The organism is Amycolatopsis sp. N2S4-7, assembly GCF_058119595.1.
On record NZ_CP172299.1, the window covers coordinates 2,754,091 to 2,776,188 of the forward strand.

Sequence of the window (22,098 nt, forward strand, 5' to 3'; positions counted from 1 at the left end):
GAGGCCTCCCACCGGTTGCCGAGGTGCCAGAGTCTCCCCCGGATCTCCTGGTCCGGAAAGACCATGCGAATGGAGGGTGAGATGAGGTTGCCGAAGTGGGGGGCAGTCGGCGCGGCGGCGATCGGCGCGTCGGGGCTGCTGGTGCTGGGCGCTCCTGTGGCGGGGGCCGTGAACACCACGGACGTCGCGAGACCGTCCCAGAGCGCGCAGGCGCGGGCACTTCCCTGTGAGAACTGGACGGTCCAGATCCCCGAAGGGCACGCGTCGGGGACGTGGTGCAACAACTACACGACCGTGAGCGGGAAGGTGACCGACGACAAGGCCGACGGCCGGTGCCCGTACGTCCGCTCGCACTGGAGCAACGGCGGGGTGAGCGACAGCGCCTCGATCGGCCCGAAGGGCGCGTCCCGGTCGTTCACGCTGAACGCGCCGTCGGGGACGACCTCGACGCAGATCAGCATCCACTACGTGCTCTGCTGAGCCGACGGCCGCCTGGACGCCCGGCCGGGAACCACCCGGCCGGGCGTCCGGCTTCCGCGGGATCAGCGGCAGAACGGTGCCGCGCCGGCGGCGGACTTGATGCCGTTCGCGACCAGCGTCTGGAAGTACGCCGCGCCGTCCGAAGTGGACGTGTTGGTGAACGCCCAGCTCTCGTGGCCGAGCGTGGTCACCCAGGACCGGCCGCCGTCGTAGTACTGGCACCAAGCGACGGGGTGGTCGTTCCCGTGACCCGGGTGACCCATCGAGCCCTCCACGCCCTTCGCGAGCGTCTTCTCGTCCACCTTCGCCAGGAACCGCACGTTGCTGGGGAACGGCACCAGGTTGTACCACTCGTCGGTGAAGGCCCACCGGTTCGGCAGGTCCTTCGTGGACACGTCGTTGCGGTCCACCGTCTGCACCACGCCAGGCTGTGCGGGGCCGTGGTCGTAGTAGTTCGCGCCGCCCAGCAGGCCCTCGTACCACGGCCAGTTGTACTCGGTCCCGAACGCGTTGTGGATCCCCACGAAACCACCGCCGCCGCGGATGTACTGCCGCAGGGAAGTCTGGGCCGCGTCGTCGAGCGCGTCCCGGGTGGTGCTCATGAAGATCACGGCGTTGTACTTCAACAGGGTGCTCGGGCTGGCGAGCTGGGTGACGTCTTCGGTCCAGTCGACGGCGAACCCGTTCTTCCTGCCCAGCTCGATGAGCCCGTTCTGCGCGACGTTCGCCGCGGTCAGCGGCGGGTTCAGGCCCGGGCCGAGCGCCGGCCCCAGGTTCGCGTGGCGCGGGCCGGCGGTGCGCGAGTAGACGAGCACCTTCACGCCCTTGCTGACGTCGAAGTTGCCCCAGTCGTGGTAGCAGCGCGGGTCGAGGCCGCGGCAGACGCCGTAGTCGGGATTGCCGAGGGACTGGGCGCCCTGCCGGCCCCCGTCGTTCGCCGAAGCGGGCATCCCGATGACGGCGGCCGTGGTCAGCGCCGCGGTCACCGCGCTGCCGAACATCGTCAACAACGTCGTTGATCTCTTCATGGTGGTTCCGACCTTTCTCCGGGCACGGCGGTGCCACGGGGTCTGTGAGGGGGAAGGAGGAACTACAGCTCGAGCAGCAGGCCGTCGGCCGCCACGGCCGCACCCGCGGCGGTGACTTCGGCCAGCGCCGGCGCGTCCGGCAGAACGAGCGGGTTCGTGTTGTTGAGGTGGGTGAACAGGTACCGCGGCCCCGGGTGGGTCTGGATCAGCGGCAGCTGCTCGCGCACGGCGAGGTGGCCCATGCCCGACGCCGGGCGGGTCGCGCCCATCTCGTCTTCGGTGAGGAAGGTGCCGTCCAAGGCCACGACGTCCGCACCGGCGATCGCCTTCTCGAACTCCGGGCTCCAGGCGGCGAGCCCGGGCGCGTAGACGAAGGACCGGTCGGCGGCCTCGAACCGGTACGCGCACACCGATTCCCCCGCTTCCAGCGCACTCGCGTACCGAGGGCGTTTGGCGCTGAGGACGGTCGCCGTCACCCGGAGGCCACCGGCCAGCTCGATCGGTTCGCCGTCCCGGATGTCGTGCCGCCGGACCCGCGTGTAACCGGACAGGACGGTCTGCAGGGGGAAGGCGGTCGTGAGGGCTTCGTGCACCCACGCGGTCGCGTAGACGTCCAGTTCGGCTGCTTCACGCAGGCCGAGCAGACCCAGGGTGTGGTCGAGTTCGGCGCTGGTGAACAGAACTCCGCGGATCGGGACGTCCCGGGTGCCCGCGGGCGGACGCAGCTCCGGGGTGGCCGGCAGCTGCGCTCGCAGGTCCGGGGACGCGTTGACGAGGTACCACGCGTCGCCGTCCCCGCTGACGGCCAAGCCGTCCTGGGTTCGCGAGACGTCCGCTTCACGAGCGGCCTCGCAGACGCGGCACCCGCAGTTCCACTGCGGCGCACCCCCGCCGGCGGCCGTGCCGAGGAAACGGATCTTCATGACATCCGCCGGGGTACGGCGGCCTCCGGCGTCAGCCCTGCGACGCTGTCCAGCACCAGGTCGTGGTGTTCCGAGAGGTCGCAGACGGGGTCCGTCACCATCGCGTCGCCGGTCAGCTGGTAAGCCTGGCAGCGGCAGCCCCCGAAGTCGATTTCCTTCAGAGCGCAGCTCCCGCACGGGTCCGGCAGCCACTCCGTGCCCCGGAACTTCCGGAAGGCCGGCGACTCGTACCAGATCCGCTCGAGGGAGTCCGACCGCACCGACGGGACTTCCAGCCTGGGCAAGGTCTCCGCCGCCAAGCACGGCAGCACGTGCCCGTTGGGCGTCACGGTCAGCTGCCGCGCACCCCAGCCGTAGTTGCACGGCTTGGGACGCGGGTCGTAGTAGTCGGCGGCGACGTGCACGATCTCGTAGCCGTACCGCTCCCGGACGCCGGCGACGTCCTGAGCGGCCTGGTCGACCTGCTCGCGCGTGGGCAGGAGAGCGGCGCCATTGCGCAGCGCCCACCCGTAGAACTGGGTGTGGGCCAGCTCCAGCCGGTCCGCGCCGAGCCGATGCGCCAGCTCGGCGATCGCCGGGATGTGCCCGACGTTGCCGCGGTGCAGCACCACGTTGATGGTCAGCGGCAACCCGGCGGCGCGGACCGCGTCGGCGACGGCGAGCTTGCGCTCGTGCGCCGCCCGCCCGGCGATCCGATCCGCGGGCGCCGCTTCGGCGTCTTGGAGGGACAGCTGGAAGTGATCGAGACCGGCCTCGGCGAGCCCGGCGATCCTCGTCGCGTTCAGCGAGATACCGCTGGTGACCAGGTTCGTGTAGAGGCCGAGCCGGTGCGCGGCCGCGACCAGGTCGACGAGGTCGCGGCGCAGGCCGGGCTCGCCGCCGGACAGGTGCAGCTGCAGGACGCCGAGGTCCCGGGCCTGGGCGAGCACGTCCAGCCAGGTGGCCGTGTCCAGTTCGTCCCGGTAGCCGGCGAGGTTGAGGGGGTTCGAGCAGTACGTGCACTGCAGGGGACAGCGGTAGGTGAGTTCGGCGAGCAGGCCGAGGGGCACCGGAGAGCGGTGCTCCACCGGTACCGCCGACGACTTCGGGGAGACGGTCGCCGGGCGGGCGTCCGGCGCCTCGCCCACCAGGCCGCGGTTCTCGAAGTCCGCCAGCGCCCGCAGCACCGAGCCGGCGGAAACGCCGGCGTACTCGGTGGCGAGGTCGTCGACGATCTCCGTCACCGAGCGGCGGGTGTCGCACCGGGACAGAACGGCCACCGCGGTCTCGTTGAGCAGCAGCACCCCTTCGGGGAACAGCAGCACCGGGCGGCCGCGGACGGCGTCGAACTCCACCCGGACGCCGCGGCGCAGCCCGAGGCGGCTCTCGGCGGTCACCGTCATGACGCCCCCGCGTAGTCCACCGCGTCGAGCACGGCCCAGAGCACGTCGCACTTGAAGTTCAACGCCCGGATCGCCGCTTCCTGCTGGTCCGCGGTGACGCAGTGGTCGAGCACGAGCCGCAGCGTCAAGGCACTGTCTTCGCGGGCCGCGGGAATCCGGCGGTCGAAATAGGCGAAGCCCTCCGGCCGGATCCAGTCGTAGTGCTCCCGCCACGCGTTCACGCGGTCGGTCATGTGCCCCGGTGAGAACAGCTCGGTGCACGCGGCCGCGACGCTTTCGATCCACGGCTGGGTGCGGCAGAAGTGCAGGTACCCGTCGACGGCGAACCGCACGCCGGGCAGCACGTGCCGCTCGTCGAGGACCTCCGCCCTGCTCAGCCCCACCGCTTCCGCCAGGCTCAGCCACTGTTCCATCCCGCCTTCACCCGGGTTCGCGCCGTCGTGGAAGACGATGCGGTCCACCCACGCGCGGCGGACCTCGGGCAGCGGGCACGCCGCGATGATCGCGGCGTTCTTCTGCGGCAGGCACTTCTGGTAGTACCAGCGGTTGGCCACCCACCGGCGCAGGTCCGCCGGGGTGCAGCCACCTTCGTGCAGCCGGAGGTGGAACGGGTGGTGAGCCCAGTAGCGCTTCTCGAGGCGGAGCAGGGCGTCGGACAGCTCCGCCCGGCTCAGCGGGCCCGCCACGGCCCGCTCTCGCCGGCGTACGCGGTGATCTCAGGACGGGTCTCGTAGCACTCGACCGCCGGTTCCGACCACAACGGGAGGACGCGCTCGTCTCCCTGCACCACAACGGTTTCCACAGCAGAAGGCATACCGGCACTCCTCTTCGAGTCACGGAACTACGGTCCGCAGAGCGGTTCTATCGGTCCGCCTAGCGTTCCGCGACAGTACCTCGCGCGGCGCGCGCCGAACAAGAGGCGAATCCTCTTGTGACTCGCGCGACCCGGTTCTAAACTCAACCGTCGAGCGGTCCGAGAGTACCACTAGATGGACCTTCCACTCCTTTGGATCATCTCGTCGCAGCGCGCGCTTTCCTCAACGAAGAGAGGGCTCAACCCATGGATCGACGCAAATTCCTGACCGGTGCGACGGGAGCCGCCGTGGCGGGGACCGTGCTCGGGGCCCGTCCCGCCGCTGCGGCCACGGTGGACACCCCGCGCCAGCCGGACGCGTTCGGCAAGCCGGGGCGGGACTTCACCAAGGTGGGCGGGGACCTCGGCAACCAGAACCACACGCCGCTGCACCAGATCAACCGGCAGACGGTGAACCGGCTCGGCGGCGCCTGGCACGTCAACCTCGAAGGCGGGGACACGTCGCGGGCCCAGCAGAGCACGATCGTCGCGCAGAACGGCGTCCTCTACGTCCAGACCACCCAGCAGAACGTCTTCGCCGTCGACGGCCGGACCGGTGCGGTGCGCTGGAAGACCAACGTCGGCACGGAAACGACCAACATGCGCGGCGTGGCCCTGGGCCAGGGCAAGGTGTTCTCGACCTCGGGCGCGAACTTCCTGTACGCGCTCGACCAGAGGACCGGCGCGGTCGTCTGGAAGACCCAGCTGCTGACCGAAGACGCGTCGCAGGGCACGCCCGAGCCGTGCGACCCGGCGAACGGCCAGTGCGGCGGCAGCATCGGCAGTCTCGCCGGCGCGGTCGTCTACTCCGACGGGCTCATCTACGTCGGCATGCAGGGCAGCACCGCCGGCGCCCGCGGCCGGGCCTACGCCCTCGACGCCGCCACCGGCAAGATCGCCTGGACCTTCTGGGCCGTGCCCGGCCCGGGCGAGTTCGGCCACGACACGTGGGAAGGCGAGTCCTGGAAGACCGGCGGCGCCGTGCCGTGGATCCATCCCGCGGTCGATCCGGAACTGGGGCTCGTCTACTGGACCTTCGGCAACCCCTACCCGCGCACCAACGGCTCCACGCGCGGCGGCGACAACCTCTTCGCCAACACGATCGTCGCGATCGACGCGAAGACCGGCAAGCGGCGCTGGCACTTCCAGTCCGTGCACCACGACATCTGGGACTACGACAACGTCATGGCGCCGGTCCTGATCGACCTGCGCATCGACGGCAAGCTGCGCAAGGTCGTCGTCTACGGCAGCAAGGTCGGGATGTACTACATCCTCGACCGCACCAACGGCAAGCCGATCCAAGGCGTCACCGAGCGTCCGGTGCCGCAGGACCCCCGGCACAAGACGTCGCCGACCCAGCCGTTCCCCGAGGGCGACCCGTTCGTCCCGCAGGAGCCCCGGCTGGACAACTCGACCCGCCCGGTGCCCTTCTACCCCACCGGAGGCCTGTTCGCGACGCACTGGGACCGCGCGACGATCATCTTCCCCGGCGCGGGTGGTGGCGCGGACTGGTCGCACGTCTCGTTCAACCCCAACACCGGCTGGGTGTACGTCGGCTACGGTCTCATCAACTCCGCCTACTCCAACACCATCGGCGGCCGGGTCAACACCGCGCGTCCGTACGGCGAGTACTTCGCCGGCGGACTCGCCGCCGTCGACCCCCGCACGAACAAGCTGGTGTGGAGCAAGGACAGCGAGTGGTCCCTGGCCCACGGCAACGGCATCCTGACCACCGACGGCGGCGTCATGTTCCAAGGCGGCCCGGACGGGAACCTCCTGGCCATGAGCGACACCGACGGACGCGAACTGTGGCGCTTCCAGTGCGGCGCCGGCGTCCACACCAGCCCGATCAGCTACGAGATCGACGGCGAGCAGTACCTCGCGGTGTTCGCCGGCGGCAACGGCCTGCCCTACCCGGACATCCCGAAGGGCGACCACCTCTGGGCGTTCAAGCTCGGCGGCAAGGTGGCTCCCGCACCGGCGCCCACTCCCCCGTCGAAGCGCAACCAGATCCGCGCGGCCGCCGTCACCGCGGCGGCGGCGAAGAACACGGTCACCTTGGGCCGGGTCTGGGACGCCACCGCCGGAGCACCCGGCGCAACGGAGAACACGGTGGCGCAGACGGCGATGGCACCGCAGAACCTGACGGTCCCGGTGGGCACGGAGATCACGTTCGTCAACCCGCAGGGCAACGCGTTCGCCCACGGCGCGGTCTCGTTCTTCGAGTACGAGTTCGACAGCGGCACCCTGATGCCGGGACAGTCCTTCAAGCACACCTTCACGAAGAAGGGCGAGTTCTTCTACAACGACCCGATCTTCCCGCAGAACACGGGCAAGATCGTGGTGACCTGAAACCGGACTGCTCAGAGCGGGGCGTCGTCAGACCTCCGGGATCTCGCGGCCGAAGTTCTGACGGCGACCGCCACTGTTGCCCCGGCTACCCACCACAACGGGTGCTCCTTGACGGCCGCCAGCCAAGGGAGGTCGACGGCGGTGGCCAGATTCACCGCGATCGCCTCCGCAGATGCCCGACAGTCCCCCATCGCATCCGGTGACAGATGATATTCCCCGCCGGCATCGTCATGCACACTACTCGGCATACTCGGCTGGCTGATCTCGGCGGCGGCGGCGGCACTCGCGTCGTCGTCGACGTCGAGCGGCACGCCGAACGCATCCGACCCGGCCGCGCGCAGCTTCGCCACTGCGGTGTCGCGGCGTTGTCGATCCCTCGCGCCCGCACGATTCGCCGGCCTCGGGTTCCCGGGCTCGCCGCGATCTCGTAGCCGATTCCTTTGTTCGCGCCGGTCACCAGCGCGATCGTCCGTTCACTCATGCCGTTGATCATGTAGCGGACCGGCTTTGGACAGGACCGGCGTCGGCCGTTCTGCGTCGGAGGTCACCTCGGCCGCCCCGCTTTCTCGGCGTAGCGGGCTTGCCGGCGGGTATTCGCCGCCCGAGGTCAGCCGGTCCTGCGGTGGCGAAGCACGAAAGAAGCAAGAATGACGAAGACGGCAACCTCGGCGCTGACCGAGCCGATGGGCGGCTGGGGCGCACTGGCCCGGGCGGCGGCGCAGCTGCCCGGCCTGCTCACGCGGGACTTCTGGGCCACCTCGGTCCTGGAATCCGCCCCCGGGCACTACGCCACGGGCGTCGCCCACGGGATGTTCGGCACCAGCCTGTCCACGACCGGCCGCGAGATGACCGTCCGGTCCGCGCGAAGACCGGTCGGTCTCGACCGCCGGTCCCTCGCCGGCGCCTTCCCCGAGACGACCGGCAGCCTCGTGATCTTCCTCCACGGCCTGGTCGAAACCGAACGCTGCTGGTTCCGCGGCACCACGGCGGCCGTCGACTTCGGCGCCCGCCTGGCGGATGACCTCGGCGCCAGCCCCGTGTACCTGCGGTACAACTCGGGACGGCACATCTCCGAAAACGGCACCGACCTCGTCGCCCTGCTGTCCCGGTTGATCGCCGCGTGGCCGGTGCCCGTCACCGACATCGTCCTCATCGGACACTCGATGGGTGGGTTGGTGGCCCGTAGTGCGCTGTACCAGGCAGAAGAACGCGACGCGCCGTGGCTTTCCCGGGTGACCCGGCTGGTGTGCCTGGGCACTCCGCACCGCGGCGCGCCGCTGGAACGACGCGTCGCCCAGCTCGCGGGACTGCTCGGCAAGTCACCGCTGACGAGTCCCCTGACCCGCCTCCTCTCGGCACGCAGCGACGGCATCCAAGACCTCGCCCACGGCTACGTGCCCCACACGCACCGGGCCGGCGTCCGCCGCCTGTTCGTCTCCGCCACGCTCTCCCGCACCGAAGGAAGCACGTGGGGCCGCCTCGTCGGCGATCTCCTCGTGCCACCCGTGACAGCCGATGACCTGACCGAAGAAGCCGACCTGGTCTGGCTCGGCGGCCTCAACCACTTCAGCCTGCTCTCCGACGCCGGCGTCTACGAGACGCTCCTCGCGTGGCTGCGGACCGGCGACCGTCAGGACGCGTGACGCCGCCCGATCGGTTTCCTCCGTTCACCGCCCGGCCACCACGACCAGCCGGATCCCCGCACCGGCCAAGTGGCGCGCGGCCACGAGGACGGACAGGCCGGCGCAGGCGAGGAACGCGGTCGGGGTGAGGTCCGCGACGAGCCGTGGCGCCGTCCGCACGATCGCGTCGGCGAGTGCCTCGCTGAGGGCGTGCGTCGTCGGATACGTCGATTTCGCCGGCCGCGGTGAACGGTGGCGTCCCGCTGCAGTCATCCGGGAGCACGTGAACCGGTTCAGCTCCCGCGGGCGCCGGTGCCGCGGCGCTCGGGGTTCCTCCAGCAAGCAGCTCGCCGCGACCGGCGGCGCGCTGGTGCAGGATGCGAATGCGCTCAGGAGCCGCTGATACGGGGCCGAGGCCGCAGGAGAGCCTCGGCGGCCGGCCGGTCTCCCCCGCGGGCGAACCCGTCAACGCCGGAGGGCCTTGCGTCGGACGAAGCCGATCGCAGCGGTGCCGATGAACAGCACGATGCCCACGACAGCCAGCCAGATCAGTCCCTTGAACGCGAACCCGATGACTGCGGCGATCAGCCACAACACCAGCAGAACGATGACCAGGACCACCATTTCAGCCTCCGCAATCAGCCGTTCGAGCAGTGATACCCGCTCTTCCCGAGGGCAAACGGCCGTTCGGCCAACGTGACCTGCTCACGCCCGGCAGCAGACCGCGCCGCACAGCGTTGTCAGCCGCAGAGTGCTCGGGTCCGGTTGCCGCAGGAAAGCCGCGCCCAGACCGTCTTGCCGTCGGAGTCCGGGTTTTCGTGCACGCCCCAGGTGTCGGTGAGCGCCTGGATCAGGGAAACGCCGAGGCCGGATGCGCTGTCGACGCCCGGGCCGGGTAGGGAACCGAGCGGGTGAACCGAGGAGTGGTCGTCGACTTCGATGACCACCCGGCACGGCGTGGTCAAAGCGGTGATCCGGGCACGAATCGGCCCACCACCGTGGCGGTAGGCGTTGGCGACCAGTTCGTTGATCACCACCAGCGCGTCGTTCAGGTGGTCGGTGCCGAGGTGCGGCAGTGTCCGGGCGGTCCACCGGCGAACCCCGGCCAGTGCGGACGGATCGGTCCCCCGCAGGTCGATGACCCAGGGCTCGGTGGTCCCGCCCGCGTGACTACCACGCACGGGCCGGACCTTCCGGGACGATGTCACTCACCAAGCGCGCGTACCCCGCGAACCGCCGCACAAACCACTCACCTGCCCTGGCCACCCGGCCCGCGGTCACAGCCGGAAGTGGACGCGGGTGGTGGTGCCGGCGGTGCCGGTGTGGCGGCGGACCAGGTCGGACATGTGGTTGACCAGCAGCAGGCCGCGGTTGCGGTGGGCATCCGGTGGGACCGGGTGCCGCCCGGCCAGCGGGTCGGTCAGGGTGCCCTGGTCGTGCACCTGGCACACGAGCTGCCCGTCGGCCGTCCAGATCTGCAACCGGCCGGCGCCGCCGCCGTGGTCGATGCTGTTGGTGACCAGTTCGGTGACCACCAGTTCCACGTCGGCGACCCTGTCCCCGGACAGGCCCGCCCGGTGGGCATGAGTGCGGACGAGGCTTCGGGCCTGGGCGAGATTGGTGGTATCGACGGTGAGTTCGGCGGCACCGGCGGGTTCGGGGAGCGGCTGGTTGTAGCCGGAGATGATCGCCTCGGGGTCGTAGGCGGTACTGGCTCGCTCACCGTCGCCGTCGATGAGCAGCGGATGGGTCGCCTCGGCATCGGCCAGCACCACCGAGGGAAGGTTCTGGGTGTCGTACGGACAGAGGATGGTGACGTCCCGGCCGGTGAACGCCAGGTTGATCAGGGCTTCGTGCTGGACACAGGCGGGGTACTCGTCGTCGCTGCGGCTCGGCCAGATCGGTTCGCCGATGATGCGGACGTGCCGGTCGGGGTGGGTGTCGGCGAAGGCGCGCAGCACCCCGGGGATGATCCGGCCGGGGTTGCGTCCGGCGACGCCCATGTCCATCAGCAGGACCTGGTCGGCGTCGGCGCCGAGTCCGGCGCGCAGCAGGGCGAGGTTGGCCTCGGGGACCGAGGCGGCGACCGGCTCGCCCGCGGCCAAGCCGGACCGGATGAACGGGACGGTCCCGGCGAGGTACTCGTCGGCGTCCCGGTAGAAGAGGGCCGGATGGACGAACGGCTCGCGACCGCGTGTCTCGACGGGCGTGCTCATGAGACTTCCAGTTCTTCGATCGCGATCTGCGCCGGCGCGGCGGGGTACAGCAGTGTCAACATCCTACGGAGGATCGCCGGGGGGTGGGCGAGCGTGAGCGGCGCCGCGGCGACCAGCATGGCGGTGCCGCGGGCATCGATGAACGACAGCCGGGACAGGTCAAGCCGGGTAGCCGACCCGGTCGCGGTCGCCGCCTCCAGGGCGCGCTGCCAGATCTCGCGGGTGCTCAGATCGACATCGCCGATCACCCCCACCCCACCACGACCCGGCAGCCGGACCACCTGCAACTGGCTGCGATGCGAATCAGTCACCCGGCCAGCCTACGACGAGCTTCCGGCACCGGCAGTCCACCCCCGCCGCCGGCCGAAGCCCGCCACGGCCTGGACCAGCAGCAACGGGTCGGACGACCGTTCTGCGATCCACAGCTCCGCGCAACGTCTCCCCCGCGCGCGAGCGCTGGAGTCGGCCGGCACCTGGCAACCGGTCACGTCCGGCGGCGAGGTCCGACCGCAGGCGTGGCACCGCGTTACCGGGTGAGCGGCAGGGCCGCCATCCCGCGCAGCGCCGGATTCGGACGGCGCCGCACCTCACCCTCGATCCGCAACGCCGGAAAGCGGCTACCGAGCTGTTCGAGCAGCACGGTCATCTCGAGTCGCGCCAGTGCCGCGCCGAGGCACAGGTGCAGGCCGTGTCCGAAGAACAGGCCCCCGCCGGTGTCCCGGGTGATGTCGAACCGGTCCGGCTCCGGGAAGCGCGCGGGGTCACGGTTCGCCGCTCCGTTGAGCACCACGATCACGTCCCCGGCCGGGATCTCCACCCCGCCGAGCACAGCCGGCCGGACGGCCGCGCGCTGGCTCATCTGGGCGGCCCCGTCCCACCGCAGCACCTCCTCGGCCGCCCCGGCCGCCAGCTTCGGCGCACCCGCGAGCAGGGCGAACTGCTCCGCTTGGGTCAGCAGCGCGTGGATCCCGTTGCCCAGCGCACCCGCGGTGGTCTCGTAGCCGCCGCCGAACAACACGACGAGTGAATTGAGCACGTCTTCCTCGGACATCAGCTCCGCGTCGGCGGTGGGCCGGGCCAACAGCGCGGAGGTGAGATCTTCACGGGGTTCCGCGCGCCGCTGCGCGATCAGGTCCGTGAAGTAGGCGCGGAATTCGACGGCGGCCGCGTCGACCTCGGCGCGCAGGTCCGCCGACATCGCCGGGTCGACCTGCTTGCCGATCAGATCGGTGACGCGGCGGAGCCGGTCGTGGTCGGCTTCGGGCACGCCGACCAGATCGCCGATCACGGCCATCCCGAGCGGGTAGAGCACCGTGCCGACGAACTCGACGGCGGTCCCGTCCGCCGTGGCGTCGGCGAAGCGGTCCAGCAGCCGGTCGGTGGCCCGGCGGACCGCGGGCTCCAGCGCCTGGACGCGCCGGACGGTGAAGTCCCGCATGAGCAGGCGGCGCTCGCGCGTGTGTTCCGGCGGGTTCTTCCACGGCAGGAGGGCGGCCAGCAGCGCCATCGCGGGATTGTCGCGCCAGCCCGGCGTGTGCCGGTCGCGCCACCGCGCGTCCAGCACCAGGAAGATCTCACCGTCGGCGAGAACCCGCTGGCAGTCGGCGAACCGGCTGAGCACCCAGCCACCGAAGACCTCGCTGCGGAAGACCGGTGCCTCTTCGCGGAGCTTCGCGTAGACCGGGTACGGATCGGCAAGCCCGGCCAGGGTGGACAGGGACAGCAAGGCTTCGTCGGCAGCTGCGGACATGGGCGCTCCCTCCAAGGGCGAAACGGTTTCCGCAGTCTTCTCCCCCGCCCCGGGCCGCGGCAGGGCCCGGGCCCCGGCTTCACCCGGATGGCAGGGGGCCGGGCGACGCGGCAAGACCCGCCCCATGTTCGGCGACCTGGAGCTCCACGACCGTGTTCACGCCGAGGCCAAGCGGTGCCGCTCATCCCTGGCGGACCCGTCTTTATCCAATGAGGACGGTCAGGCTTCCGGGATCTCCCGGCCGAACGTCTCCAACGTGATCGCCTCGGGCTCGGGTCCGCCGCGCACGCCGGTGTCGAGCGCGTCGATGGCCGCGATCTCGCCGGCGGTCAGGTCGAAGTCGAACACGGCGAAGTTCTCCGCGATCCGTTCCGGACGGGTCGGCTTCGGGATGACCGAGCGTCCTTGCTGCAGGCCCCAGCGGAGCATGACCCGGCCCGGCGACTTCCCGTGTGCCTCGGCGATGCGGACCCGGCTGTCGGCCAGGAGCTGTTCGAGGGCTCGATAGGCGTCCAGCGTCAGGTCGAATCGCGACGGCAGCGCCTGATGCAGGATCAGCAGGTCGATCTGCTCGACGCCCCATTTCCCGGCGTAGGCGGCCGCGGTGTCGATGTGCCGGTAGCCGCGTGCGCAGCGCCGCTTCGACCGCCGCCGTGGTCTCGGCCGGCGGTGTCTGGAAGACACCGAAACCCAGCGCGCGGGCATCTCGACGCCGTTGTTCAAGGTCAGGTTCGCGCTCATCTCGCCACCGTAAGAGGTCGTAGGTGAGGGAGGTACTCGCGTTGCTTCTTTGCGGTCGGACAAGGGCCGCTTCGTCGACTCGCCGGCGTGTCGCGGCGCGGGTGGGAAGCGTGGTCACCAGCGCGGCGACCACGCCGAGCGCGAGCAGGATCGCGGGCCGCCGAGCGCGGCGCCCACCTGCGCGGCGATCTGCCCGGTCGCGGCGGGCGTGACCAGGATGCCGAGCCCCAGCGCCATGCCGAGCCGGTGCGCGGTGTTCAGCAACCCGGATCGGCCCCCGCGTCCCCCCGCCGGCAGGTGATCCGATAGTGCTGCCGTGGGACGGGGTTTGTGGCGGCTCTTGGGAACCCTCGCCGTATTGGGAGACCCGGGCTGTTCTGCCAGCAGCAGAACACCGGCCGGACCGGGCTCGACGATCACTACAGTCCAGGCTCATGACAACGATTACGACGCGTACGGTCGAGTACCCGGCCGACGGTTTGACGATGATCGGGCACCTCGCGCTCCCGGCCGGCGTCGAGCGCCGGCCCGCGGTGCTGCTCGGACCAGAGGGCATGGGGCTCAGCGACGTCGAGCGCCGCAGGGCCGATGCTCTCGCCGAGCTGGGATATGTAGCACTGGCCTTCGACCTTCACGGTGGGCGCTATCTCGGCGCCCCCGAGGAGATGCTGGCCCGGTGCATGCCGCTGCTCGCCGACCCCGACCGGATGCGAGGCATCGGCCACGCGGCGCTCGACGTGTTGCGCACCGAACCGCGGACCGACCCCGACCGGATTGCCGCCGTCGGCTACGGCACCGGGGGCGCCATCGCGCTGGAACTCGGGCGCGACGGCGTCAACCTGCGCGCGATCGGGACAGTCAACGCAACCACCACGGGCCGACCGGGCGAGGCGGCGCGCATTCGCTGCCCGGTGTGGGCCGGGGTCGGGTCGGAAGACCCGATCATGCCACCCGCGCAACGGAACGCGTTCACCGCCGAGATGCAGGCCGCGGGCGTCGACTGGCGCCTCACGGTCTACGGCGGCGCCTTGCACGCCTTCCACCACCCGCCGGTCGACCACCCCACGGTCCCCGGCGTCGGCTACCACCCACAGCACGCACAGCGAGCCTGGCGCGACGTCGTCGACCTGCTCGCCGAGTGCCTGCCCCTGACGGAGGACCTCGGGGTATGACCCAGGCAAACACGATGGTGCCTGGTCTGGTCGACGTCGGGCACTGACAGTGGCGATCCGCCCGGAAACCGAATATCGGGAACCTACCGAGGCGGAGTGGCGTGAGTCCCGGCAGCACTTCCAGGCCCGCAAGCTCGAGCTCGGTGAATGCTGTCGGTCGGCGCCGGTGAGAGCGGCGACCGCGACCGAGCGGCGTCAACCTGGTCGGTCTTACGACCGTGCCCGGTGGCCAGTTGACGCACCCGGCTGCTGAGTTTGGACGGCACGTCCAGGACGGTGATGTCGTCGATCCTCGCTGAGGCAGCGGCCGGCCCGGTCCGTTGCTGCCTTCGATCGCCCAGCGGATCCCGGCCATCGCCGGGCCGAACGATCCAGTTCACGGTAGCCGGCGCGGCTTGCCGCGCACCCGGAGTTCGCCCGAGCAGCTGGCGTCGGTTGTCGATCACGACTGCGTACCAGCCGGTCTTGTGCGGGTCGATACCGATGGCCACGTCGTGCTCCATGTGCACCAGATTTCCCCGTGCTGAAACGAAAAGAAGCGAGGAGGGCACACTGACGTCCGGCGTTGCAGAGCTCTCTCGAGCCACTCCGCGCAGCGGGATCGCGACGGGCGCAAGCACCATTGAGCCAACCTTCGGTGGCAGGTTGTGGTCGCGCGAACCCGGCCACGATCCCTTGACCTCAGACTGCAGCACCGAGGCCCGGGCTCATGTCACCACGTCAGTTGTAATGCACGTTCCAGGCTGCCAGCGCCCGTAGTGCGTCCCATGGGGGCGCCGGTCGCCGTCATGTGGACCTGACGTTACGGCCTCGGGACCCCTCCCGAGCTACACCAGATATGGTCTCCGCGCAATTAAACACATGACGTCAACAATGAAGCCAAGGAGAGGAACCGAATTTCTTGCACTCGGTTGCGAGTCGCACTTCTTTCATCGCTGGAAACATCGCCGATGTTGCGGCTATGACAACCAGGGCGCCTTATGCGGAGGACCAAATCTATGGCACTTACGGAAGGAACTCGTCTGCAACCTGAATGGTCAAGAACTTTCGGACCAGAGATACACACCAGCCCGCCAACTCCTCGTCGGAGAAGAAGGCGCGGCCGGCCAGGGCGGGGCGCAGCGCGCGGGCGATGGTGTCGAACGCATGGTGGATAGCCGAGTGGCGGGCCGGTCAAGCCGGCCGACAGGCGACGGACCGCTACCGTGAGTGAGGCGAAGTTCGGCAGGAGTCGTGAGGGCCGATGAACCCTTGGCTAGTCGTTTTCCCCATTGCCGTGTTGGGCGTCTTCGCCGGCGGGTTCCTGGTACACCGCGGCAGTAAACTTGATCGGAGCCTGGGTGCGATGTCCGCTCCACCGCATTCCTCGCGCCGCCCCCGCTCCGAGGCAGAGTTCAAAGCTAACGGCTGCTCGGTGATCATGTATCCGTCTGCCTCGGGCGATCAACGATTGCTGATCTGGGCAGGCTCCCAGGAGACAGTCTGCACGCTATCCCACTACGGAGAACGGGTAGCTACGGGCGAGAGCGTGCCATACCTCGTCGTCCGCATTCGACCGGAACACCGGGCAACGTTGAACAGGCTGCAAGCAGGCACCTACGACGTCACGATCGAAACCGGATACCACTGGTCCGAGGCGACCCAAGAGTTCCAGTATCCCACCAGCAAACGACGTTCGCGGCGCCCGCTAAGGCTGTTCGGTCGGGCTGGATACACGTTGTGGGCATACCCGGTGACCGGTGGAGACTTCCCTCTGGGTGACGTGTAGAGATTCCCGGTGGAACTAGCGACGGCCAGCCGGATGGTCAGGCAAGCGCCGCCCGCGTCAGTCGTCGTCGAAGACGGAGAGGGCTTACGGCGGTGCAGTTGCTCGACGGCCGCGTCCAGCCGTCGTTCGAGCTCCTTGAGCCGGGTGCGCTCCTCCGGCGTCAGACCGCCGTTGGTGGGGGCGGCCGTGCGCAGCCGGCGTTCTTCGTCGATCAGGCCAGCAGGCCAAGAACGAAGCCGGACTCGATCACTACCAGGTCCGATCGTGACGGGGCTGGTCGCGACCGGGCCTCTTGTCTGATGCTGAGGCCCCCGACCGTCCCGATCACAGCGGTTCGGCTCGGCGGCAGAACGCCCCCGGTTTGCCGCCGAGCCCTACGTTCTCGCACGGCCGCTCGCCAGCCACCGCGGCCGGAGCGCCGTTACCGGACCGGCAGCGGCGCCCTGGTGTCCTCAAAGTGGGCGAGGAAATCGCCGTGCTGGTGCACGCGGTCGAGGACATCATCGGCGGCGAAGATCAGCTGACTGACGTGCGTGCACGACTCGCCTTAACGGCGGAGGCAGTTCGTTCGACACTGGACTCGCGGCACGCGCCGCGGCTGATCCACCGACGAACCCACGTTCAACACCGCGCCGGCCGGAAACAGGCGATAGGCCTTGACCGGCAGATATGCCCCCCGAGCCGGCGGCCGGACAGGTGAGCGCACAGCTCTCCGGCGGCCGCGAGGCCGCTTATTTCGCGAGCTGATCTGGGGTCGATGTCACCCGGGCGTGGTCGTGCCCTCGATCAGGGTTTTCGCCAGCTCTTCGGCGTCTTGAAGGGGGCGCAGGTCGTTGAGCGAGGTGGACAACGCGCGGGCGCCCTCGAACAGCACGGCGAGCTGTCGTCCGAGCGCCTCGGGCCGGGGCGCGCCCGCCTCGGCGGCGGTTTCGACCAGGCGCGCGATGAACTCACGCTTGTGCCGCTCGACCGCTGCCGATGCTTCGGGCAGCGTCCCGGCCGATTCGACGGCAGCGTTGTGCATCGGGCAGCCGCGCACGACTTTCGCCGGGGGTGACCCGGCCGGGCGTTCGGCGAATAGTCGCAGGAGACGCTCCCGGGCGTTCAGGTCGCGACGCTCCAGAACGGCTTCGCCGAGGATCGCCCCGTCGGACTCGATGCGCTGCAGGTACGCGCTGACCAGGGCTTCCTTGCTGGGGAAGTGCTGGTAGAAGGTCCGCGTCGACACGTGCGCGAGGTCAGTCAGTTTGGCGACGCCGGTGGCGTGGATGCCTTCACTGGCGAACAGCTCGACTGCCGCGCGCAGGATGCGCTCTCGCGCCCCGCGTCCCCCGCGGGTAGCGCCGACCGTCGCTTCACTCGTCTCCATGACCCAAGTATATCGATCGTTTTACTTCCGCGGACGCACCTGCTACGTTCAAGTACAGCGATCGTTGTACTTCGAGTGAAAGAGGACGGCCCATGCCCACCCAGAACTTCGCCGAGATCCGCCATGAGGTGGTCCGGTGGTCGATCGACACACAGGCGCCCTTCGACGAATTCCGGGCGCGCTACGAGGCCGCCGTGCCGGCGGTGGACCTCGAGCGGATGGCGCAACTCCGCGCCGGGCACGTGAGCTGGGACGCCGTACTCGCCGACGCGGCGGAGAGCGCACCGCACGGGTTCCTGCGGTTCTGGAGCACGGATGTCGCGGGACTCATGCGCCTCGCGGGCCATCGCGGCTCCTGTGCCACCTACCTGATGGGAAACCACACCATCGCCGAACGCATGTACCGGCACGACCCGGCCGTCATGCTCTACGCCCCCTTGCGCACGGCGATCCACGAAGACCACAACGGCGTCACACGATTCTCCATCGACCGGCCCAGCAGCCGCTTCGCCAGCTTCGGCAATCCCGAAATCACGTCCGTCGGGCTGGAACTGGACCGCAAGGTCGTCAACCTCCTGCGTGTGCTGGACGTCCCGGTGCCCGCCGCCCTCACCGCAAGCGTTCCCCAGGACTAGAGAGGTACCCCGTGGCAGACGGAAAACCGGCCGAGCTCGGCGTCGCGGCGGCGGCCGCCGCGATCCGCGACGGCGACATCACGTCCGAGTCGTACACTTCCGCGCTTCTCCGGCAGGCTCGGGAAAACACCGATCTGAACTCGTTCATCACGATCGACGAATCCGCCGTGCTGGCCGCGGCCGCCGACGCGGACAAGGCGCGCGCCGCGGGTCACGACGGCCCGCTCCTCGGTGTCCCGCTCGGGGTGAAGGACAGCTACGCGACGCGTGGCCTGCGCACCACGCTGGGCGTGAAAACCCTGGCGGATTTCGAGCCGGGTCAAGACGCCGAGGTGGTGAGCGCGGTCAAGGACGCCGGCGGCATCGTCTTCGGCAAGAACAACCTCGTCGAAATGTCCTTCGGGCTGACCGGAAGCAACCGGCGCTACGGACAGGTGAAGAACCCCTACGGCCACGACCACGTTCCGGGAGGGTCCTCGAGCGGCTCCGCGGCGGCGGTGTCCGCACGGATCGTGCCCGCCGCGTTCGGCGGTGACACGGTCGGTTCGATCAGGGTGCCCGCGTCCCTGTGCGGCGTAGTGGGCTTCAAGCCGACCACGGGACGCTGGCCGGGCGGTGGGGTCGCACCGATCGCGCGAACGCTCGACACGGCGGGCATCCTGGCGCGCACCGTCGAAGACTGCGCGCTGATCGATCGGATCGTCACGAAGGAAATGGGTCCTCCTCCTTCGGCTCGCTCCGATCTGAAGGGAGCGCGGTTCGCCTACGCGCCCAGGCAGTACCTCGAGCTGGTCGACCCGGAAACGGAAACCCATTTCAAGGAAGCACTCCGGCGCTTGCGGGACGCGGGTGCCGAAATCGCCGAGATCGACCTCGGCGACGACTTTTCCGCGCTCGCGGACCGGATGACGTGGAGCACCTTCTTCCGCGAGACGAAAGACGCGGTGTCGGAGTTCCTCCACGACAACGACTTCCCGGTTTCCTTCGACCAGATCTACGACGAACTCGAGCCGGAGCTCCGGGAGGTGTGGAGCCACCTGGTCCTGCCGACCGGGACGGGTTTCCTGGCTCGAGCAGACTACGATGCGATGCTGTCGGCCGACCGCCCGGAGCTGCAGCGCAGGTTCGCCGAGGTGTTCACCCGAAAGGGGTTCGACGCGCTGGTCTTCCCCACGACGCCCTGCCCCGCTCCACGGATCGACCAGCAGAAGAAGTTCACGGTCGCGGGTGCGGAGGTCAATGACCTGTTCCTCGCGAAGAACACGGTTCCCGCCAGCGGCGCAGGCCTGCCAGGCATCAGCATCCCGGTCGGACTGGGCGGCAACGGCCTCCCGATCGGCATCGAGTTCGACGGCGCACCCGGCCAGGACCGTGCGCTGCTCGACCTGGCCCGTCGAGCGCAGGCCGCCTTCGGCATCCTCCCCGCGCCCGCGTGAGGCAGCGCCCAGCACTGCCGGACACGGACTGGCTCAGCCTGGCGTTGCCGGGACGCTACCTCGGCTCATCCTGCTGTTGTGGGTGCCTTGACCGTCGATCTCACCCGATTGGTCGAGCGTTGTTGCGGAGGCTGCTCTGCGGCCGATGTTGTGTGCATGACGTAACAGTTCTCTCATGCCTGATGAGCATTGCACTGCCGCAGTCGTCCTGGCGCGCCGTCCGACCGGCCCGCCGGCGCGGGCGCGCACGATCGCGCGGTCGAGGTCGGTGAGCTTGGCGGTAGCGGTGTGCAGGCTGACCGTCCACCTCACCGAGCCGGCCGTTCATCCGGGCTTCGGTGATGCGGTCCCCCGCGGTCGGCGGGAAAGGGCTGCGCACCCACTGGTGAGGTGTTTGGATCGCGAGCATGGCGCTTGATCTTGTGCATCCTCCGAAGGCCCGGCCGGGAAACCGCATTGCGGTCCTCTCGCCGTCGTTTGCGGCCGCCGGTGCCTTTCCCGAGGTGCATGAGCAGGCGATGCGTCGGCTCACCGAGGTGACCGGTCTCATCCCGGTCGAGTACCCGACGACGCGGGACGTCGCAGCGACACCCGCGGCGCGCGCGGCGGACATCAATGCCGCCTTCGCGGACCCGCAGATCCGCGGGATCCTCGCCGTCGTCGGCGGCGAGGATCAGATCACGGTGATCCCGCACCTGGTCGCCGACCTCGCCCGGGCGGACCCCAAGCCGTTCCTGGGGACCAGTGACAACACCAACCTGCACCACTGGCTCTGGGCAAACGGCATCGCGAGCTTCTACGGCGGCTCGTCTCAGGTCCACCTCGGTCCCGGACCTGCCGTGGACGACATCCACGCCCGGTCGCTGCGGGCGGCCCTGCTGACCGGTGGGCAACTCGAGATCACCGATCCGGGCGAGTCCGAGGACGTCGGCATCGACTGGGCCGATCCGCGCGCCTTGGACTCCTTCGGCGAACGCGAGACAACCGAGCCCTGGAGTTGGCACGGGCCGGCCCGATCGGTGACCGGCCAGGCCTGGGGCGGCTGCCTCGAGGTGATCGAGTGGATCCTGACCGCAGGGCGATTCCCGTTCCCGCCGCAAGTCCTCCAGGGTGGCGTGCTCATCATCGAAACCTCCGAGGAACTCCTCCCCGCGCGCAACGTCGGATGGATCGTCCGCTCGCTCGGCGAACGTGGAATTCTCGACGCGGTGGAGGCGGTCCTGGTGGCCCGGCCGCCGGTGTCCGATTTCATCCGCCGGCCGGGCCACCAGGACCGGACACGGCTACGCGCCGAACAACGTGATGCGGTGGTCGAGGTGGTGAGCCGTTACAAGCCGGAGGCAGTCGTCTGCGTCGGCGTTCCTTTCGGCCATACCAGGCCGCAATGGATGCTCCCGCACGGCGGCACCATCACCGTCGACGGCACCGAACGCCGGATCTTCGCCGACTACGCGTGACAGGACTCGGGCGCCCGCCGCCGGATTTCCCGGCACCTGGACCTGACCCGGGTCCGGGTGCTGGGGACCGTGGCCGCACTCGGGCCCGTCCGCCCGGGCACGATCGCCGCCGAGCTCGGTCTCACCGCGTCCGCGACCAGTCGCCACCTCGCCGCGCTGGAGCGCGCGGGGCAGCTCACCGTGGAACCCGATCCACACGACTCCCGGACGTTTCTCGTGCGGCAGACCGAAGACGGCCGCGCGGATATCGACGCCACCATCCAGGCCGGCGCCGCCGTGTTCGCGGACACCATCCGCGACTGGCCGGACGCGGACGTCGCCACCGCGCTGGCCCTGATCACCCGGCTCAACCAGGCCTGGACACAACGCGGCGACGCACCCGGGGGCCAGTCCCGGCCTGGGTCCGGTCCCAGGTGGCTACGCGCGCGTCGTCCGGCAGAACCCCGTGAGGAAGGCTAGGTATGGAACGGCCTGCCAGGGCATCGGGGGCCCCGCCCCCGTCCGATCGGCGCGGGTACTGCTGACCGCGGTGGCCATCAGCCACCTGGTCGTCCCCGTGGTGATGGGTGCCGACCAGAGCACCCTGGGCCACCCGATAGCAGCCCAGCATCCCGGTTTCGGTCCGGCCGAGGTCGCGCGGTCGGCCGGCGTCGCCCTGACTTCCGCGGCGGTTTTCCACGGCGTCCTGCTGGTGCTGTGCGCGCTGCTGGCGTGGAAGCTGGCCACGGCGCGGCCGTGGACGCGTCGCCTCGCCGCAGTCTCCCAGCTGCTGTCCACGGTGTTCAGCGTCGTGTCATGGTCGTCCTCGCCGATGTTCCACGCCATCATCCCGATCGTCGGCGCCGCACAGATCATCGTCGTCGCCTTGCGCTGGCTACCCAGGACAGCCCGCCGGTTCTTCGGCTGACGACCGC

The 22,098-nt window shown here is 69.8% G+C and carries 23 protein-coding genes and 1 pseudogene; 9 read left to right on the forward strand and 15 right to left on the reverse strand.

Annotated features, from left to right (window positions below):
• Positions 1–81: 81 nt before the first annotated feature.
• Entirely contained in the window at positions 82–480 is a 399-nt protein-coding gene (locus ACH54P_RS12735) for a hypothetical protein (protein ID WP_489912582.1), read from the forward strand.
• 62 nt (positions 481–542) lie between these two features.
• Here ACH54P_RS12735 and ACH54P_RS12740 read toward each other — a convergent pair whose 3' ends face one another.
• The 5 genes from ACH54P_RS12740 to ACH54P_RS12760 all read right to left on the reverse strand — a co-directional run bounded on the left by ACH54P_RS12740 (position 543) and on the right by ACH54P_RS12760 (position 4,627).
• On the reverse strand, positions 543–1,508 hold the full coding sequence (locus ACH54P_RS12740) for a ThuA domain-containing protein (protein WP_489912583.1): 966 nt from the start codon (positions 1,506–1,508) through the stop codon (positions 543–545).
• Positions 1,509–1,570: 62 nt separating this feature from the next.
• Complete coding sequence (pqqB, locus tag ACH54P_RS12745; protein ID WP_489912584.1) at positions 1,571–2,431, reverse strand: pyrroloquinoline quinone biosynthesis protein PqqB; 861 nt, start codon at positions 2,429–2,431, stop codon at positions 1,571–1,573.
• The gene (gene pqqE, locus ACH54P_RS12750; RefSeq protein WP_489912585.1) at positions 2,428–3,813 is read right to left on the reverse strand and encodes a pyrroloquinoline quinone biosynthesis protein PqqE; all 1,386 of its coding nucleotides are present in this window, start codon (positions 3,811–3,813) and stop codon (positions 2,428–2,430) included. The genes pqqB and pqqE overlap by 4 nt, the downstream gene beginning before the upstream one ends.
• The gene (pqqC, locus tag ACH54P_RS12755) at positions 3,810–4,499 is read right to left on the reverse strand and encodes a pyrroloquinoline-quinone synthase PqqC (RefSeq protein ID WP_489912586.1); all 690 of its coding nucleotides are present in this window, start codon (positions 4,497–4,499) and stop codon (positions 3,810–3,812) included. Before pqqC ends, pqqE begins: the two co-directional genes overlap by 4 nt.
• On the reverse strand, positions 4,484–4,627 hold the full coding sequence (locus ACH54P_RS12760) for a hypothetical protein (RefSeq protein ID WP_489912587.1): 144 nt from the start codon (positions 4,625–4,627) through the stop codon (positions 4,484–4,486). The genes pqqC and ACH54P_RS12760 overlap by 16 nt, the downstream gene beginning before the upstream one ends.
• Positions 4,628–4,873: 246 nt before the next feature.
• Here ACH54P_RS12760 and ACH54P_RS12765 point away from each other — a divergent pair, with 246 nt between their 5' ends.
• Positions 4,874–7,018, forward strand: a complete 2,145-nt coding sequence (locus ACH54P_RS12765) for an outer membrane protein assembly factor BamB family protein (protein WP_489912588.1) — start codon at positions 4,874–4,876, stop codon at positions 7,016–7,018.
• 260 nt (positions 7,019–7,278) lie between these two features.
• Here the strand turns inward: ACH54P_RS12765 and ACH54P_RS12770 are convergent.
• Positions 7,279–7,499, reverse strand: a pseudogene (locus ACH54P_RS12770) (SDR family NAD(P)-dependent oxidoreductase); the annotation flags it as partial.
• Between the two features lie 166 nt (positions 7,500–7,665).
• Here ACH54P_RS12770 and ACH54P_RS12775 point away from each other — a divergent pair.
• A complete protein-coding gene (locus ACH54P_RS12775) occupies positions 7,666–8,661 on the forward strand; it encodes an alpha/beta fold hydrolase (protein ID WP_489912589.1) in 996 nt (331 codons plus the stop codon).
• A 24-nt stretch (positions 8,662–8,685) separates the two neighbouring features.
• On the opposite strand, the gene ACH54P_RS12780 is transcribed toward ACH54P_RS12775, so the two are convergent.
• The 8 genes from ACH54P_RS12780 to ACH54P_RS12815 form a co-directional block, all read right to left on the reverse strand.
• Complete coding sequence (locus tag ACH54P_RS12780; protein ID WP_489912590.1) at positions 8,686–8,913, reverse strand: STAS domain-containing protein; 228 nt, start codon at positions 8,911–8,913, stop codon at positions 8,686–8,688.
• Positions 8,914–9,105: 192 nt separating this feature from the next.
• On the reverse strand, positions 9,106–9,264 hold the full coding sequence (locus ACH54P_RS12785) for a hypothetical protein (protein ID WP_489912591.1): 159 nt from the start codon (positions 9,262–9,264) through the stop codon (positions 9,106–9,108).
• Between the two features lie 116 nt (positions 9,265–9,380).
• Positions 9,381–9,821 (reverse strand): ATP-binding protein, encoded by a 441-nt coding sequence (locus ACH54P_RS12790; protein ID WP_489912592.1) that lies wholly within the window; start codon positions 9,819–9,821, stop codon positions 9,381–9,383.
• Between the two features lie 96 nt (positions 9,822–9,917).
• On the reverse strand, positions 9,918–10,856 hold the full coding sequence (locus ACH54P_RS12795) for an anti-sigma factor RsbA family regulatory protein (protein WP_489912593.1): 939 nt from the start codon (positions 10,854–10,856) through the stop codon (positions 9,918–9,920).
• Positions 10,853–11,167, reverse strand: a complete 315-nt coding sequence (locus tag ACH54P_RS12800) for an STAS domain-containing protein (protein WP_489912594.1) — start codon at positions 11,165–11,167, stop codon at positions 10,853–10,855. The genes ACH54P_RS12795 and ACH54P_RS12800 overlap by 4 nt, the downstream gene beginning before the upstream one ends.
• A gap of 215 nt (positions 11,168–11,382) precedes the next feature.
• Complete coding sequence (locus ACH54P_RS12805; protein ID WP_489912595.1) at positions 11,383–12,606, reverse strand: cytochrome P450; 1,224 nt, start codon at positions 12,604–12,606, stop codon at positions 11,383–11,385.
• 219 nt (positions 12,607–12,825) lie between these two features.
• Positions 12,826–13,347 carry an aldo/keto reductase gene (locus tag ACH54P_RS12810; protein WP_489912596.1) on the reverse strand — a complete coding sequence of 174 codons (522 nt, stop codon included), beginning with the start codon at positions 13,345–13,347 and terminating at the stop codon, positions 12,826–12,828.
• A 114-nt stretch (positions 13,348–13,461) separates the two neighbouring features.
• Positions 13,462–13,611 (reverse strand): hypothetical protein, encoded by a 150-nt coding sequence (locus tag ACH54P_RS12815; protein ID WP_489912597.1) that lies wholly within the window; start codon positions 13,609–13,611, stop codon positions 13,462–13,464.
• Positions 13,612–13,832: 221 nt separating this feature from the next.
• Between ACH54P_RS12815 and ACH54P_RS12820 the strand changes: the two genes are divergently transcribed.
• On the forward strand, positions 13,833–14,519 hold the full coding sequence (locus ACH54P_RS12820; RefSeq protein ID WP_489912598.1) for a dienelactone hydrolase family protein: 687 nt from the start codon (positions 13,833–13,835) through the stop codon (positions 14,517–14,519).
• A 2,528-nt stretch (positions 14,520–17,047) separates the two neighbouring features.
• Here the strand turns inward: ACH54P_RS12820 and ACH54P_RS12825 are convergent.
• Positions 17,048–17,656 (reverse strand): TetR/AcrR family transcriptional regulator, encoded by a 609-nt coding sequence (locus ACH54P_RS12825; protein ID WP_489912599.1) that lies wholly within the window; start codon positions 17,654–17,656, stop codon positions 17,048–17,050.
• Between the two features lie 92 nt (positions 17,657–17,748).
• Here ACH54P_RS12825 and ACH54P_RS12830 point away from each other — a divergent pair, with 92 nt between their 5' ends.
• From ACH54P_RS12830 to ACH54P_RS12850, 5 genes are all read left to right on the forward strand, one after another.
• Positions 17,749–18,291, forward strand: coding sequence for a DUF302 domain-containing protein (locus tag ACH54P_RS12830; RefSeq protein ID WP_489912600.1), 543 nt, complete (start codon positions 17,749–17,751; stop codon positions 18,289–18,291).
• Between the two features lie 11 nt (positions 18,292–18,302).
• Positions 18,303–19,727: an amidase family protein gene (locus ACH54P_RS12835; RefSeq protein WP_489912601.1), complete on the forward strand. Its 1,425-nt coding sequence runs from the start codon at positions 18,303–18,305 to the stop codon at positions 19,725–19,727.
• Between the two features lie 407 nt (positions 19,728–20,134).
• Positions 20,135–21,184 (forward strand): LD-carboxypeptidase, encoded by a 1,050-nt coding sequence (locus tag ACH54P_RS12840; RefSeq protein WP_489912602.1) that lies wholly within the window; start codon positions 20,135–20,137, stop codon positions 21,182–21,184.
• Positions 21,185–21,226: 42 nt separating this feature from the next.
• On the forward strand, positions 21,227–21,643 hold the full coding sequence (locus ACH54P_RS12845) for a MarR family winged helix-turn-helix transcriptional regulator (protein WP_489916408.1): 417 nt from the start codon (positions 21,227–21,229) through the stop codon (positions 21,641–21,643).
• A 70-nt stretch (positions 21,644–21,713) separates the two neighbouring features.
• Complete coding sequence (locus tag ACH54P_RS12850; protein ID WP_489912603.1) at positions 21,714–22,091, forward strand: hypothetical protein; 378 nt, start codon at positions 21,714–21,716, stop codon at positions 22,089–22,091.
• Positions 22,092–22,098: the final 7 nt, after the last annotated feature.

Bases quoted from the DNA above. Each gene is read 5' to 3' on its own strand.
- ACH54P_RS12735 (WP_489912582.1), top strand. From the start codon at position 82: ATGAGGTTGCCGAAGTGGGGGGCAGTCGGCGCGGCGGCGATCGGCGCG.
- ACH54P_RS12795 (WP_489912593.1), bottom strand. From the start codon at position 10,856: ATGAGCACGCCCGTCGAGACACGCGGTCGCGAGCCGTTCGTCCATCCG.
- ACH54P_RS12825 (WP_489912599.1), bottom strand. From the start codon at position 17,656: ATGGAGACGAGTGAAGCGACGGTCGGCGCTACCCGCGGGGGACGCGGG.
- pqqB (WP_489912584.1), bottom strand. From the start codon at position 2,431: ATGAAGATCCGTTTCCTCGGCACGGCCGCCGGCGGGGGTGCGCCGCAG.
- ACH54P_RS12805 (WP_489912595.1), bottom strand. From the start codon at position 12,606: ATGTCCGCAGCTGCCGACGAAGCCTTGCTGTCCCTGTCCACCCTGGCC.
- ACH54P_RS12785 (WP_489912591.1), bottom strand. From the start codon at position 9,264: ATGGTGGTCCTGGTCATCGTTCTGCTGGTGTTGTGGCTGATCGCCGCA.
- ACH54P_RS12840 (WP_489912602.1), top strand. From the start codon at position 20,135: ATGGCGCTTGATCTTGTGCATCCTCCGAAGGCCCGGCCGGGAAACCGC.
- pqqE (WP_489912585.1), bottom strand. From the start codon at position 3,813: ATGACGGTGACCGCCGAGAGCCGCCTCGGGCTGCGCCGCGGCGTCCGG.
- ACH54P_RS12810 (WP_489912596.1), bottom strand. From the start codon at position 13,347: ATGAGCGCGAACCTGACCTTGAACAACGGCGTCGAGATGCCCGCGCGC.
- ACH54P_RS12760 (WP_489912587.1), bottom strand. From the start codon at position 4,627: ATGCCTTCTGCTGTGGAAACCGTTGTGGTGCAGGGAGACGAGCGCGTC.
- ACH54P_RS12765 (WP_489912588.1), top strand. From the start codon at position 4,874: ATGGATCGACGCAAATTCCTGACCGGTGCGACGGGAGCCGCCGTGGCG.
- ACH54P_RS12740 (WP_489912583.1), bottom strand. From the start codon at position 1,508: ATGAAGAGATCAACGACGTTGTTGACGATGTTCGGCAGCGCGGTGACC.
- ACH54P_RS12780 (WP_489912590.1), bottom strand. From the start codon at position 8,913: ATGACTGCAGCGGGACGCCACCGTTCACCGCGGCCGGCGAAATCGACG.
- ACH54P_RS12820 (WP_489912598.1), top strand. From the start codon at position 13,833: ATGATCGGGCACCTCGCGCTCCCGGCCGGCGTCGAGCGCCGGCCCGCG.
- ACH54P_RS12830 (WP_489912600.1), top strand. From the start codon at position 17,749: ATGCCCACCCAGAACTTCGCCGAGATCCGCCATGAGGTGGTCCGGTGG.
- ACH54P_RS12775 (WP_489912589.1), top strand. From the start codon at position 7,666: ATGACGAAGACGGCAACCTCGGCGCTGACCGAGCCGATGGGCGGCTGG.